The organism is Burkholderia sp. JP2-270 (assembly GCF_003233675.1).
Taxonomy (GTDB): domain Bacteria; phylum Pseudomonadota; class Gammaproteobacteria; order Burkholderiales; family Burkholderiaceae; genus Burkholderia; species Burkholderia pyrrocinia_C.
Genome location: NZ_CP029826.1, coordinates 842,659 through 856,239, shown reverse-complemented (window position 1 = coordinate 856,239; position 13,581 = coordinate 842,659). Strand labels below are relative to the sequence as shown.

Genomic DNA, 13,581 nt, shown 5'->3' with positions numbered 1-13,581 from the left:
GTTGCTCGGCATGGGGCGTCAGTGCGCGGGTGTCAGCGTCGGCGTCTGGCGGCGATAGAGGGCGAACGTCGCGAGCAGCGCGCACACCGCGGCGAGGCTCATCCAGTAGCCCGGTGCAGCCTTGTCACCGGTCATGTGAATCAGCGCCGTCGAGATGGCGGGCGTGAAGCCGCCGAATACGGCCGTCGCGAGACTGTAGGCGAGCGAGAAGCCTGCCACGCGCACCTCCACCGGCATCACTTCCGTCAGCGCGACGATCATCGCGCCGTTATAGATCCCGTACATGAACGACAGCCACAGAAGGACGAGCAGCATGTTGACGAACGACGGCGCATGAGCGAGCAGCGACAGCGCAGGATAGGCGGTCGCGATCGCGAGCACCGTCATGCCGACGAGCAGCGGCCGGCGGCCGATCCTGTCCGACAGCGCACCGCCGATCGGCAGCCAGACGAAATTCGACACGCCGACGCACAGCGTCACGAGCAGGCTGTCCGCGGTGCTCAGATGCAGAACCGTCTTGCCGAAAGTCGGCGCGTAGACCGTGATCAAGTAGAAGCTCGTGGTCGTCATCGCGACCAGCATCATGCCTGCGAGAACGACGCCCCAGTTCTGGACCAGCGTACCGAACACTTCCTTCATGCCGGGACGATGCCGGCGCGCCTTGAACTCCTGCGTTTCCTCCAGGTTGCGACGCAGCATGAAAATGAACGGCACGATCGTACAGCCGACGAAGAACGGCACGCGCCATCCCCACGCGGCGATGGCCGATGCGCTGAGCCATTGATTGAGCGCGAAGCCGAGGCCCGCTGCGACGACGATCGCGACCTGCTGGCTGGCGGACTGCCAGCTCGTGTAGAAGCCCTTGCGGCCGGGCGTGGCCATCTCGGCAAGATAGACCGATACGCCGCCCAGCTCGGCACCTGCCGAAAAGCCCTGCAGAAGCCGCCCGATCAGCACGAGCGCGGGCGCCAGCAGGCCGATCGTCGCGTAGCCCGGTACGAACGCGATCAGGATCGTGCCGCTTGCCATGATGGCCAGCGTGACGATGAGGCCCTTGCGGCGGCCGACGTCGTCGATGTACGCGCCCAGCACGATCGCGCCCAGCGGCCGCATCAGGAAGCCGGCGCCGAACACGGCGAACGTCATCATCAACGAAGCGAACTCGCTGGCGGCGGGAAAGAACACGGCGGCGATCTGCGTCGCATAGAAGCCGAACAGGAAGAAGTCGAACTGCTCGAGGAAGTTGCCGGCCGTGACGCGGAATACCGCGGCGGCCTTCGAACGTCCGGTCGGAAGGTTGGGTGACGGGTGCATCAGGGTGTCTCCAGATAATTCAGACAATGCGCGGGGGGTGCGGTCGATTGTCGTTTCGGTAATGTTCGCCCGGCGGCAGAGAAACGATAAGTGCGAATTTTGGAAGAATTGATGTTGTTTGGTTATCAATCATCGCCCGGTAGCGCCACTCGACCTCGACGAGGATTCAGGCGAGGCCGCCCGTTTTCCGTCTCGGACACGGCGAGCCAATAGCCGCAAGGCTTTTCGCTCCAGCCCTTGAAATGCGGTTTCCACCATCCGGGCAGGAACAATAAATAAACACTTAAATGCTGACGCTTCGGGAACGGCTGCCAATGCGCGCGCTCAGGACGCTGCGCGGTGCCCCGCTGCCGTTGCGCCGGCAGGCGATCGAGGTGACGCCGCCGCGGGGTGCGCGGGCGACGCGGACGCTGCGGCGCCAGGCCCGGAAGGCGGCTGCGGCGCGGACGTGTGCGCCGCGGCCGGTGGCGACGAGGACGGTTGGCCGGCACCGGTTCCCCCTGCCGAGCCTGACGCGGCGGAACCCGAAGCCGCAGGCGCGGCGCCGGGCGGCGGGCGCAGCCCGCCGTCGAGCGAGGTCCGGCGGGCTGCCATGTCGGCCTGTTCGGCGCCGCGCTGGGCGGCGCGATCGGAGGACAGGCGCGCCGCTTCGGCATCCGGATTGATCGTGTTGACGCGGATGCGCTCGACGTCGCCCACGCCCGCCAGCCGGTTCAACGGCACGTAGTCCGTACGAAACACCAGTTCGACGCCGCTGCTCAGGTTGACGTCGGCGTGCGAACTCTCGGTCGTCTGGGTCCGGTCGGTCGACACGTAGCCGATCGTGCTCTGCACATTGGCCTCCGCGCCCCAGGGCCCGAAGCGTGCACCCCCGCTCACGCCCACCGTGTTGCGCGTGTCGAATTGCGAGCCGCGGTCGTTGGCGGCGGCGCTGCTCGCGTCGATATGGAAATTCATCGCGGCGTTGAGCCGCCCGCTTTCGATGATGATGCGTTGCAGGCCCATCTGCACCATCGTCGCGAGCAACTGCTGGCGGTTGCGGGCCAGCACCTGCTGCGCGAGCGGCACCAGGCGCTCGGGATCGGAAGCCGGGACCGCGTCGCCCGGCCCCATTCCCAGTGCGCTGCGCAGCGCCGCTTCGGCCGGCGGGGACGCGCCCGGGCGCAACGTCAGCCGGGTCGCGGCATCGCGCTCGGCCTGCAGTTCCTGCTGGCGCTGGCGGCGCTCGTCCGGCGGCAGGCCCGCCAATTCGTCGGCATCGTCCGCGGCCTCGTCGTCGCCGGTGACCTGGTAGGCGGCGGGGAAATGCTCGGCCAGCCACTGCCGCGCGCCGGCGATGCCGACGTTGCTGTCCGCGAAGCCTTCGGTGGTCTGCGCGACGTTGCGGATCAGGTCGACGAACGCGGTCAGCTGCTGCTGGTTCGAATCGTTCATCGCCTTGAAGACCCCCGTGATCAGCTCGGTCACGAAGCGCGGGAACGAAACCGCGTTGAGCACCGCCCGGGTGGTGCCGGCCATCCGGTCGATGGCGGTGCCCGAATAGTCCGAGCCGGCGTTCTGCGCAACGGCCAGCGCCGCGCCGGGACCCGCCGCGAGTGCGTCGTGGTCGAGCGCGATCGAGCCGATCCGCACCAGTCCGGACGCGAGATCGCGGCGCGTGGCCGGATCGAGGGCGCCGAAGCCCTGCTGCGCGGACAGCAGTTCGCGGACGCGGTGGCGAACGTCGGGCCGCAGCACCGGCGAACGCGCAAGGCGCGCGGCCGCCGCCATCTCAGCGGCTCCGCCGTGCATCGCGCGTCCCGCGACGCGTGGCGCGCGGCCGGGATCGCGACGGCGCGTCCGTCGCCCTCGCTACCCCGGTTGTGCCGTCCGCATCGCGACGGCCTGAGCGACGAGCTTTCATGTCAGCGTCCGAGTGCCGCCCACGGGTTCTCCGGCGCGGCCGGGCCCAAGGCCGGCGGCACGGCACGGCCGGCGTCCGGGGCGGAAGGCGCCTGGCCGTCGGGTTTCTCGCCGAGGCCGAGCGTTGCCTCGATCCATTCGGCGGCGGCGGCGATCACCGGGTTGTCGGTGGTCACCAGCGGCGACGCGCCGCCCAGCGCATCCGCGACGTCCGCCAGCCACGCGATCACGGTCATCCCGGCTTTGCCGCGCCGGACATGGGCGGCGGGCTGGCGCGGCGGCTGGCGCGAGAGCCGGCCGATGCCGGCGACCACGCCCCAGATGTCGTGCGCACCGAAACCTTGGCGCATATCGGCATGGCCGAGGATCGCAAACGCGTCCCTGAGCATGCCGACGATCTCGCCGGCCATGAACGCGGTCACGCCGGTACACGCGGCGCCGAGGTTCCGCGCGAGCGAGCGGGCGGCGTTGCGGACCCGCGCCTGGTGCCCAAGATCTCCGCGCGGGTCGGCGCCGGGCGTCTCGTCGAGCTTGTAGAGCGCCTCGCAAAGCGCGAGCATGCACTCCTCGAACTGGACGTTGCGCTCGGCATCCGCCGCCGCCGGGCCGTACGAGGTGCCGAACAACCGCGAATAGAACGCCGCGCGCTCGCCGGCCGCCAGCTTCTCGGCGCGGCGGCGCCACCAGTTGGCGACCAGCGGCCCCGCGCCGCCGAGATCGACGCCGACGGCGCCGCTCGCGGACAAGCCGGCGAGCGCCTCGACCGCGGGAATCACGCCCGCAGGCTCGAGATCGGCCGCCAGATAGAGCGACGCGAGCGCCCGCAGCTGCGCCTTGTCGACGCGCGCGGCGACGGGATCGGGGATCGCGATGTCGCCGAGCTCGTCGAGCGCGAAGGCCAGGCCGTGCGCGGTCGCGCGCTCGACGAGCCGCTCCCCCGACCGGATGGCGACCGCGAGCCCGGCATCCGCCAGCGGGGCGATGAGCATGCGCGCCATGATTCAGTGCTGCCCGGCCGGCAAGCCGACGGCGGGGCCCGGCTTGTTGGGGTTGTACGGCGTCGAGTTGCCCTGGATCACCGACATCATCTCGGGCGTCGCCATCTTGTCGAGCGGCAGGTAGTCGCTCTTGAAGTTGACGCGAACCTCGCCCGAGAGCTTCGCTTTCACCTCGGCTTTGGATTCGCTGGTGTCGTCGAGCGCCGACCCGACGGTGGCCACGTGTTCCTGCTGCCCCTCGAACGCGGCGTCGGCCGAATAAGGCGTGTACCAGCTGCCGTAGTGGGCGCTGAGCGATTCCTTGTATTTCTGGCTCTCGCGGTCGTGCATCGACGCGGTATAGGTGCGTTTCGCGGTGTCGCTGGCGCGCATGTCGAACACCACCTTGGCGTTGATCGACCCGTCGGTGACGACGATGCGATTGATGCCGAGCATCACCATCGACGACAGCAGCTGCTGGCGCTGCTTCGCCATCTGCAGGCGCGCCGCGGTGACGAGGCGCAGTTCGGACTTGTCGTCGGACAGGTCGGTCACGGGCGGATCGAGGTTGTAGTTGCGGCTGATCTCGGCGAGCCGCTGCGGCGCGTTGTCACCCTGCGCGACCAGCCGCGACGGGGCCGCGGCGGCCGCCGCGCCGGCGCTGTCGGCGTCGAACGCGTCGGCGCCGTCCTGCGCCTGCACCGACAGCACGTCCGGGAACGAATCGGCGAGATAGTCGCGGCCGGCCCCCTCGCTGATGTTGTCGCTCATGAACTGGGCGGTGGTCTTGGCGACGTTGGCGATCAGCTCGCCATAGGCGCGCATCTGCTCGATCGAGCTTTCGACGATCGCCTGGAACACGTTCTTGATGAGGCCGCCGACGAATTTCGGGAAATCGACCTTCTGCACCATCTGGCCGAACTGCTCGACGCCCTGCTTGACCGCGCCGGCCTGGAAGTCCTTGCCGGCGAAGCCGGGATCCTGCGACAGCTGGCGCTTGGTCGCGGTGACGGGATCGTCGGCCAGCGCGGCGGCGGCCGGCACCGGACGCGGTGCGGCGACGGGGCGCGCGAGGCCGGTACGCGGCAGTTCGCCGTTCGCCTCGCGCGCGGCGATCTCCGCATGCACGCCGTTGGGATCGGCCAGGTACGCGAGCACCCGCACCGTATCGGCGGCGATGCGGCGGCGCTCGTCGTCGGGCAGGTCGAGGAACGATGGAATCGCGGTCAGCAGGCGGCGCACCTCGGGCCGCGTCGCATCGAACGCGGCGGCGCTCGTGGGCGGCCGCACCGGGTGAAGCGCGTCGGGGGGAGCGGACAGGCGCATGGCTCAGTTTCCCCTGGCCGGAGCCGGTGCGGCGGCCGGTGCGGCAACGGGAGCCGCAGCAGGCGCGGCGGCGGCGGCCGGCGGCGTTTTCGGGCTGGGCAGCACGTTGGGGTCGGCCGGCGTCGCGTTGCCGGTGATGGTGGCGATCATCTGCGGCGTCGCCATCTTGTCGAGCGGCAGGTAGTCGCTCTTGAAATTGACGTCGACCGCGCCGGACAGCTGGATCTTGGTCTGCATCGCCGCATTGCTGGTTTCGGATGCAGCGGTCGACGCGGTGATGATCGGCTTGTTCTCGTATTCGTAATCGCCCTTCGCGTAGTAGTCGGCACTGTACTGGCGGCCGTTGTCCTTGTCGTTGCTGGAGTCGTACTTGCCGCCGCGGTCGTAGGTGCCCTTGCCGGCATAGGTCGTCTGCACGTTGCCGTCCTTGTCGCGGGCGAGGTCGACCGCGGTGGCGCTGCGCTGCTTGGAGAGCGTGTCCTGCGCGCGCACGTCGTAGATGATCTTCGCGGAAATCTTGCCGTCGGTAACGACGATGCGGTTGATGCCCATCAGCACGATCGACGCCAGCATCTGCTGGCGCTGCTTGGCGAGCTGCATCTTGAAGCGGTTGACGATGGCCAGCTCCGAGGCCTCGTCGGACAGGTCGAAGGTGTCGCCGTCGCCCATCTGCAGGCGGGCGCGCACGGTCTTCGACGCTTCGTCGGGGTCGACCCCGTCGCGCACCTGCACGCGCGGGCTCGGTGTATCGCCGCTGTCGTCCATGCCGATCTCGAACAGGTCGGGAAACTGGCCGACCATGTGATCGCGCGCCTGGTTCTCGGTCACGTGCTCGTCGGCGAACTGGCCGAGCGATTTCGCCACCTGCGCGATCATTTCCTGATACGCCTTCATCTGCTCGATCGAGCTGTGGGTGATCGACTGGAACACGCCGCTGATCAGGCTGGCGACGAAGGTCGGAAACTTGACCTGGTTCAGCAGCTCGCCCGCCACCGCGGCGCCCTCGCGCGCGGCCGACGCGGTGAACTTGGACTTGCCGATGCCCTCCACCGCCTGGTTATGCGTCTGGAAATCCGCCTCGTGCGCCGAATGATCCGTGTTGTCGTCCAGCGCGCGCGCCGGGGCGATGCCCAGACCGCCCGGAATCTCGTGGCCGGCGAACCCCTCGGGCCGCGCCAGGTAATCGGCGATCAACGCGGTGTTGCGGGCGATGTCGCGGCGATCGGCGTCGGGCATCGCGTTGAAGGCCTGCGATCGGGTCAGCATCTGCGCGACGCCGTGGCGCACTTCGTCGGCCGGCACCGGCGGCGTGTGGCGCGGGGCGGCCGCGGCGGCGCGCGGGGGCGGCGCGATCGGCGTGGGACGGGCAGCTTGCTGGAACATGGCGACCTCGCGGGAAACGCGTGACGAAGCGATTCGGATTCAACTGGCCTGGGCGAACGCGTCGACCGGCAACTCGAACTCGATGGGGCGCAGGTAGAGGCTCACCCGCGCCGGGCAAGCCGCGTCCGTGCGCAGGCTGACGATCGAGAAGCGGCCCGGCCAATGCGCGTCCTCCGGCGTAAACGCGCCCATCCATTGCTCCAGCGCCTGCAGCCCGCGCGGACGCTCGGCGAGCCCCATCGTCAGCAGGCTGAGGAACGCGGGCGGCACGTCGGGGATCGCCGAGAGCAGCACGTAGATCTCGAAATCCGGCCCGTCCGGTCCCAGCCCGAACGCGAGCAGCGCGCCGTGCGGCGGCAGGTCGAACCGCCCGCCGAGCACCAGCCCCAGGAGCTGCATGATGCCGGGCAGGCGATGGCCGATGCCGAGCGCCTCCATGACCGGCTGGAGATCGGCGAGCCGCAGCGCCCGGGTGCACGCGAACGTGAGCCGCTGGCCGCCGAGGTCGCGCTGGGCCGCCATCGTGGTGAACAGCGGCTTGAGCCCGGGCACCATCTGCAGCGCGGCCTGGACGATGCCGGCCAGGTCGCGCGGCAGGTTCTCGATCGTGCCGGCGTCGCCGGGCAGCTCGTAGTACACCTTGGACGCGTAGAGCCCGTCACGGTCATAGCTGGAGCCGAAGAACGCGCCGTAGTCGAGGTTGCCGCCCGGTCGCGCGAAGCCCCGGAACGGTTCGCTCGCCTGGTCGAACCAGTGCAGCGCTTCGCGGCCGATGAAGTCGCGGATCAGCTTGCGCATTTCGCGCGTCGACGCGTCGCGCCGGTCAATCGCGGACGCCTCCGGCGGCAGCGGCTCGATCGTGAAACGCAGCTTGCCCGGCTGGCTTTCCGAGAAGCTGGGTTCGAACGGCACCGCCATCGGCATCAGCGCGTTGTCGCGGAACCGCAGATCGTCGGCGCCGTCGCCGAACGTGCGCAGGAACAGGTCGCGCGACGGCGCGAAAGGATCGGCGGTGCCGAGGCTTCGCGCGGCGCTCTTCAGGCGGCGTTCGACCCGGGCGACGACCGGCTCGCGGATTGAGGTCAGGGGCATGGCTCGGCTCCGGCAGGGTTCGGGGATGGCGCAGCGCACGCAACGCCGGTTCAGTGCGGGCGGTTCGAGTAGTAGCTCGCGCCGTTGTGCGTGCCGACGTCGTAGCCCGCCTTCACCGGCACGCCCGTGCCGAGGCCGATGCCGGCGCCGATATTGCCGACGCCGTCCAGCATCTCGCGCGCCATCGCCGGGATCGGCACCGGCTTCGACGTCATCTGCGGCGCCTCGCGCGGCTGCGAGAACTGCTCGATCTGCGTATCGGTGGTCGCGGTATCGGCCAGCCATAGCTCGCACGCGTTGACGAGGTCGTAGTCGGTGGGATCGACGGTCGACTTGTGGTTCGACGAGACGTCGGGATTGGCGATCTGGTCGATGCTGAGCAGCGGGCCGGTCGCCTTGTTGACGCGATCGACGTTGTTGGCCAGCCACGCGGTGATGATCGTGCCGCAGGTCGCCAGCGTGCGATAGCGCGAGCTGGTACGCGCGCCGCCCAGATCGTAGGTCGCGACCTGGTCGATCACCTGCCACATGTCCTTCGCGCCGTAGCAGCCGCGGATCTCGGGGTCCTGCAGCAGGTCGATCATGAACTTCACCTGCGACTGGATCTCGCGCGCGGCGTAATGCGCCATGCCGTAGCCGTGCAGCGAAAGGTTGCCGGCGAGATCCCGGGCGGCCTTGCGCACCTGCTGGTGGTTGATCGGATTCGGCACGCTCGCGCGCAGCAACGAGTCGACCTCGGTCTGGCGCACGAACGACGACACCGACGACACGAAGCGGATCCACAGGTCGTTGAATTCGCGGTTGCCCGCGGTATTCGGATCGCCGCCCGGGACGCCGAGCGTGATCGCCGCGAAGTTCTTGCGCTCCTGCTCGGAGATGCGGTTCGGCGTTTCGCGCCAGTAGCGATAGAGCAGCTTGCCGGCATTGCCCGGGCCGATCGGCAGCGTGCCGTGCTGGAACTGCTCGACGATGCGGTCGACGACCTGGAACACCTTGAGCTCGTCGAACATCGCGGCGACGATCATCGGGCCCATCACGCGCACATTGTCGGCGACGATGTTCGCGTCCTCCAGATCCTCGAGGTTCGGCAGGTCGATGCCGAGATCGGCGATCGCGTCCTCGCCGCCGATGTTCTGGACGGTGTTCAGCTCCTCGTTGATGCGGCGGCGCAACTGCGGCTCGTCGGCCTGGATCTTGCGGGCCTGCAGGCCGCGCATCACCCGCGCGAATTCGGTGGCGACCACGCCCGGCTTCTCGCCGCCGCGGCCGTCGGGATCGCCCTCGATGCACAGCAGCGCCAGCACCCGCTGCGCGAGCGCCCCGTACGAATTGGCTTCGCCCACCGCCGCGAAGAACTGGCGGGTAAACGCGTTCATCAGCCCGCTGCCGCCGTCCGGCACGGTCCGGCCGTCCGCGACCTTCACGGGCGGCGGCGTGGCCCCGTCCACCGCGAGGATGCCCAGCACCAGCGCGACCAGCGTGATCGCCGCGGGTGCGGGGTCCGCACCGTTCGCGCCATTGGCGCCACTCGCGCCGTCCGCGCCGAAGATCAGCTGGCCGTTTTCCTCGGAAAGCAGCGGCGGGTTGACCAGCGACTTGCTGGCGAGCAGTTCGCGGGTCGCGACGAACAGCGGGTCGCAGACCTCCGCCACACCGTCGGACGACGTCTTGCCGTAGACGACGTCGAGGATGGCCTTGCATAGCGCGAGCTGCTCGCGTTCGGCAGCGACCGGCGGCCGCTTCAGCGACTCGAGCCGGTTGACGATATCGACCAGCCCGTCGCGTGCCCGGGTCTCGAGGTCGACGAAGTCGAGGAAGCGGACTTGATCATTGACATGAAACATTTAACTTCTCCTTGAAATCCGGTCGGTTCGAGGGAATGAACGGGATCCGGCGCACAAGTCAGCCGTCGTCGGCACTGCCTTCCTTGCCCGCGCAACCGTCGTCGCCCGCCGCTTCGTACGCGTCGATGCGGCCGGACAGCGCCTGCAGCGCCGCCGCCGCGTCGAGAATGCCGGCGCCGCAGCCGTCCGCCGCGCCGGGCGCGAACGGGCGGGCGGTGGCGACGAGCAGATCGCGCGCCGTCGCGCCGTCGAGCGGATAGGCGCGGCGCTGCGCATACGCGACGAGCAGCGCCGCGGCGCCCGCGACGAACGGCGCGGCGAAGCTGGTGCCGGTTGCAAGCTGATAGGCCTCGATCGCGCTCGTCAGCACCCGTTCGCCCGGTGCGCACAGCGCGACGTGCGGGCCGCGCGTCGAGAACGGGGTGGGCCGTCCGTCGTCGCCCACCGCACCGACCGCGATCACCTGCGGGTAGGCGGCGGGCCAGTAGCGGGTGACGCTGCCGTTGTTGCCGCTCGCGGCAACGAGGATGCAGCCGCGCGCGGCGGCATACGCAATCGTGTCGGCATGCGGTTTCGGGCGGTTGGCGGCGATCGTCGCATCGTCGGTGCCGAAACTCATGTTGATGACCTTGGCGCCAAGGTCGACCGCCAGCTTGAGCGCGCGGTCGAGGTCGGCGATCGCGCCGAGCCCGACCGCGTGCGCGTTGCCCGGCAGGCGGGCGGCCGCCAGCGCGCGCATCGGCAGGATGCGGCAATCGCCGCCGAGTCCGCGCGGCATCGCCACGCCCTCGGCGGCGATGATGCCCGCGCAGCCCATGCCGTGGCCGACGAAGCGGTCCTCGGGAAAATCGCCGCGATGGCCGTGGCCGCTCAGCAGCTGCACGCCCGGCGACAGATCGCCGGGCTCCAGCCGCACCGTGTCGGCGCCCGCGCGGAACGCGTGGGCGAATTCGGGATGCTGGCGGGCGATGCCGCTGTCGATGAGGCCGACCGTGACACTGCTGTCGCCCCGCTCGATCGCATGCGCGTCGGCCATGCGCACCAGCGCGCGGGCATCCTGCGCGAACCGCGCGGCCGGCGGCACGGGCGCCAGCCGGCCGGGCGCGTCCATCGGCACCATCGCCACGTAGTTGGGCGTCACGCTTTCCACGCTCGCGAGCTGCGCGAGCGAGTCGCACAGCGCGCCGATCGGCGTGCCGGCCGGCACGCGCAGCAGCAGCGTGCGGGCCATGCCCGTCGCCTGCTCGACCGCGTCGTATCCGTGGTGCGCCTGCCCGGACAGCCAGCGCCCGGCCACCGCGCTGAACGGGCGCACCGCGAGGAAGCGGCCGGCGAACGCGACCACGATGCGGTCGACCGGGCCGCCGTCGATGCATTGCGCGGCGGCCAGCGCGCCGCGCGTCACGTCGCGGATCGACGGCACATGCTCGGGCGCTTCGCCGAGCGCCAGCTTCAGGAGCAGGCTGGTCGGCAGGCTGAACTGCCGCTCGCCGGGCGACGCCCACGGCGTGCCGAGTGCATGGATCGTCATGGCCGCGTCTCCTCCTGACCGGGAACGGCGGCCAGGGTCATGGGCCTGGCGGCGGGCGCCGGCGGCGGCGCGAAGGCGCTCAGGTCGAACGCCATGGCGGCGGCATGCCGGCTCGTCGGCGAGACCGCGAGTTCGCCGGCCCACTGGTCGTGACCGGGTGCGAGCAGCAGCTCGTCGTCCGCCGATTGCAGCACGGCGACCGGGCGATTGCCGATCCGCACCAGCGGCGCGTGCCCGCCATTGACGAGATTGCGCCCGACCACGCGCAGCAGCGGCGACGCATCGGGCAGCGCGTCGATGGCGGGCGCCACGGGCTCGACCCGCTCGACGCTCGGCGCGGACGCCCGATCGAGCGCCCGGCGCAGCCGGTCCACGGACAGGTTGGTGACGCGGCCGATCGCATGCACCATGTCGCGCTGCTCGGCCTGCCGAAATTGCCTGACCGTGCGCACGCCGGCCCATTCCAGCCGCTTGCGGTCCTCGGCCGAGAGTTCGTCGCCCAGCGCGTCCAGCGGCTGGTCCTTGCTGTCCTCGGACAGCGCGATCGCATTCTCCTCGATCGCCGGCCGCGTGATGGTCGTGAAGACGAGATGGAAGGTGCTGCTGTCGGTGTCGCCCGGGCCGGCGGGGCGAATCCAGACCTCGCTTTCGACAAATTCGACATGGGCGCGCAAATCGAGGTTGACGTCCTTGATCGCGAAGGTCAGCGGCAGGTTCAGGTTGCGCGCCTTGATCGCCATCGCCGCCTGCGCGTTGTCGAGCTGGCTCTGCACGGCCTGGATGAAATCCTCGAGGCGCAGGCTGGCGTTGCTGTTCATTGCCCCGCTCCGCCAGCCGGCACGGCTTCAAGGACGATCACGAGCCGCGCCGGCTCCGGATCGAAGGCCGTGCGGGTCAGGAACTGCGGCAGGTCGCCGACCAGCTCGATGCCGCCGGCGCCGCGCGCGACGCGCAGGTCGAGCGGCAGCTCCATGGCCAGCGAGCGCACCTGCAGCCCCTGCGCCGCACCCGCGGTCAGCAGTTCGGCAACGTCGGCAAACGCGCCCAGCGTCTCGCCCAGCGGCCGCTGCGAAATCATGCCGGTTCTCCTCGAGTGGATGCGGGCGCAGCCGGAGCGGCCGGAGCAGCGGGCGCGGCAGGTGCGGCCGGCAACGCAGGCGTCGCCGCGGGCGCGGGCGCCGCAACCGGCGCGGCGGGCTGGGCGACCGTCGCGGCCGACGGCGCCGGCGGCGCGATCCGCGCCGCGGGCCGACTGTGCCGCTCCAGCAGATTGCGCGACGCCTCGTCGACGAAACGGTCGAGCGGCAGTGTCTCCGACGCGAAATTGATGCTCACCTTCCCGGTCAGCGTCGCCTTGAGATCGGTATCGGTTTGCGCATTGACCGCAACGGTCGAGACCGTGGTCACGACGTCGCCCGACGTCCCCCGTCCGCCCCAGGTCGTCTGTCCGGACGACGGGTCGTTCGACGTCGCATACTGCACGGCGGCCCGATCGCGCGCCTTGGCCTGGAAATTGAGGCTGGCGGCGATCGTCCCGTCCTTGACCACGACGCGCTGCATGCCCAGCAGCACCATCGTCGACAACGTCGACAGCCGATGTTGCGCGACGCGCTCGCGGGCGCGGGGCAGCACCACCGATTCGAGCGTCTGGGCATCGAACGCGCCGTCGGCGGCGCCGAAATCGGCGAGCCACGCGGGCGCGGGCGCCGCGTCGTCGTCGCCGGGCCGGACCACCGGCGCGAGACGGTATTCGCCGCCGTCCTGCACCAGCGTCACGTCGTGCGGATACTGCTCGACCAGCCATGCGCGCGCCTGTCCGTCGGTCACGTTCTCCTGCGCGAACTGGTCCAGCGGCTTGGCCACCGCGCCGACCAGGTCGGCGAAACTCTCGACCTGCTTGATCGAGCTGTCGACGATCGCGTCGTACGTGCCATGCACGAGGCTCGCGACGAAGGTCGGAAAATCGATCGCGTCGGCCAGTGCCGCCGCACGCCGGCCGATGGCGTCGGTCGCCTTCTCCTTGGGGGGCGCCGACGCGCCCGGACCGCCGGCCGGCGTCGCTTGCGGCAACGCGCCGTCCTGCCTGCCCGGGTCGCTCGATCCGGAGCCGTCGACGATCTCGCGGCCGAACGCGTCGCGAGCGAGCGCCGTCGCGGGCGCTGCCGCACCGCGGGGCGGCGGAGGGGGAATGTGGCGGGCCATCGCGCGTGTC

Annotated in this window: 11 protein-coding genes; all 11 read right to left on the bottom strand. The window is 70.2% G+C overall.

Going from position 1 to position 13,581, the window contains the following annotated elements:
• Window positions 1-18: 18 nt before the first annotated feature.
• Window positions 19-1,314 carry an MFS transporter gene (locus DM992_RS36625; protein ID WP_111021057.1) on the bottom strand — a complete coding sequence of 432 codons (1,296 nt, stop codon included), beginning with the start codon at window positions 1,312-1,314 and terminating at the stop codon, window positions 19-21.
• A 324-nt stretch (window positions 1,315-1,638) separates the two neighbouring features.
• Complete coding sequence (locus DM992_RS36620) at window positions 1,639-3,084, bottom strand: hypothetical protein (RefSeq protein ID WP_111021056.1); 1,446 nt, start codon at window positions 3,082-3,084, stop codon at window positions 1,639-1,641.
• Window positions 3,085-3,218: 134 nt separating this feature from the next.
• A complete protein-coding gene (locus tag DM992_RS36615) occupies window positions 3,219-4,214 on the bottom strand; it encodes a hypothetical protein (RefSeq protein ID WP_111021055.1) in 996 nt (331 codons plus the stop codon).
• A gap of 3 nt (window positions 4,215-4,217) precedes the next feature.
• A complete protein-coding gene (locus tag DM992_RS36610) occupies window positions 4,218-5,519 on the bottom strand; it encodes a hypothetical protein (RefSeq protein WP_162631825.1) in 1,302 nt (433 codons plus the stop codon).
• Between the two features lie 3 nt (window positions 5,520-5,522).
• On the bottom strand, window positions 5,523-6,902 hold the full coding sequence (locus DM992_RS36605) for a hypothetical protein (RefSeq protein ID WP_111021053.1): 1,380 nt from the start codon (window positions 6,900-6,902) through the stop codon (window positions 5,523-5,525).
• 39 nt (window positions 6,903-6,941) lie between these two features.
• The gene (locus DM992_RS36600) at window positions 6,942-7,994 is read right to left on the bottom strand and encodes a hypothetical protein (protein WP_111021052.1); all 1,053 of its coding nucleotides are present in this window, start codon (window positions 7,992-7,994) and stop codon (window positions 6,942-6,944) included.
• Window positions 7,995-8,044: 50 nt separating this feature from the next.
• Complete coding sequence (locus DM992_RS36595; protein ID WP_111021051.1) at window positions 8,045-9,838, bottom strand: hypothetical protein; 1,794 nt, start codon at window positions 9,836-9,838, stop codon at window positions 8,045-8,047.
• A 58-nt stretch (window positions 9,839-9,896) separates the two neighbouring features.
• A complete protein-coding gene (locus tag DM992_RS36590) occupies window positions 9,897-11,369 on the bottom strand; it encodes a S8 family serine peptidase (protein ID WP_111021050.1) in 1,473 nt (490 codons plus the stop codon).
• Entirely contained in the window at window positions 11,366-12,187 is an 822-nt protein-coding gene (locus DM992_RS36585) for a hypothetical protein (RefSeq protein WP_111021049.1), read from the bottom strand. The genes DM992_RS36590 and DM992_RS36585 overlap by 4 nt, the downstream gene beginning before the upstream one ends.
• Entirely contained in the window at window positions 12,184-12,447 is a 264-nt protein-coding gene (locus tag DM992_RS36580) for a hypothetical protein (protein WP_072443952.1), read from the bottom strand. Before DM992_RS36580 ends, DM992_RS36585 begins: the two co-directional genes overlap by 4 nt.
• Window positions 12,444-13,571 carry a hypothetical protein gene (locus tag DM992_RS36575; RefSeq protein WP_111021048.1) on the bottom strand — a complete coding sequence of 376 codons (1,128 nt, stop codon included), beginning with the start codon at window positions 13,569-13,571 and terminating at the stop codon, window positions 12,444-12,446. Before DM992_RS36575 ends, DM992_RS36580 begins: the two co-directional genes overlap by 4 nt.
• Window positions 13,572-13,581 lie beyond the last annotated feature (10 nt).

What these genes read in the sequence shown, in the direction of transcription:
- DM992_RS36625 (WP_111021057.1), bottom strand. Translation starts at nt 1,314, where the DNA reads ATGCACCCGTCACCCAACCTTCCGACCGGACGTTCGAAGGCCGCCGCG.
- DM992_RS36580 (WP_072443952.1), bottom strand. Translation starts at nt 12,447, where the DNA reads ATGATTTCGCAGCGGCCGCTGGGCGAGACGCTGGGCGCGTTTGCCGAC.
- DM992_RS36610 (WP_162631825.1), bottom strand. Translation starts at nt 5,519, where the DNA reads ATGCGCCTGTCCGCTCCCCCCGACGCGCTTCACCCGGTGCGGCCGCCC.
- DM992_RS36605 (WP_111021053.1), bottom strand. Translation starts at nt 6,902, where the DNA reads ATGTTCCAGCAAGCTGCCCGTCCCACGCCGATCGCGCCGCCCCCGCGC.
- DM992_RS36600 (WP_111021052.1), bottom strand. Translation starts at nt 7,994, where the DNA reads ATGCCCCTGACCTCAATCCGCGAGCCGGTCGTCGCCCGGGTCGAACGC.
- DM992_RS36595 (WP_111021051.1), bottom strand. Translation starts at nt 9,838, where the DNA reads ATGTTTCATGTCAATGATCAAGTCCGCTTCCTCGACTTCGTCGACCTC.
- DM992_RS36575 (WP_111021048.1), bottom strand. Translation starts at nt 13,571, where the DNA reads ATGGCCCGCCACATTCCCCCTCCGCCGCCCCGCGGTGCGGCAGCGCCC.
- DM992_RS36620 (WP_111021056.1), bottom strand. Translation starts at nt 3,084, where the DNA reads ATGGCGGCGGCCGCGCGCCTTGCGCGTTCGCCGGTGCTGCGGCCCGAC.
- DM992_RS36585 (WP_111021049.1), bottom strand. Translation starts at nt 12,187, where the DNA reads ATGAACAGCAACGCCAGCCTGCGCCTCGAGGATTTCATCCAGGCCGTG.
- DM992_RS36590 (WP_111021050.1), bottom strand. Translation starts at nt 11,369, where the DNA reads ATGACGATCCATGCACTCGGCACGCCGTGGGCGTCGCCCGGCGAGCGG.
- DM992_RS36615 (WP_111021055.1), bottom strand. Translation starts at nt 4,214, where the DNA reads ATGGCGCGCATGCTCATCGCCCCGCTGGCGGATGCCGGGCTCGCGGTC.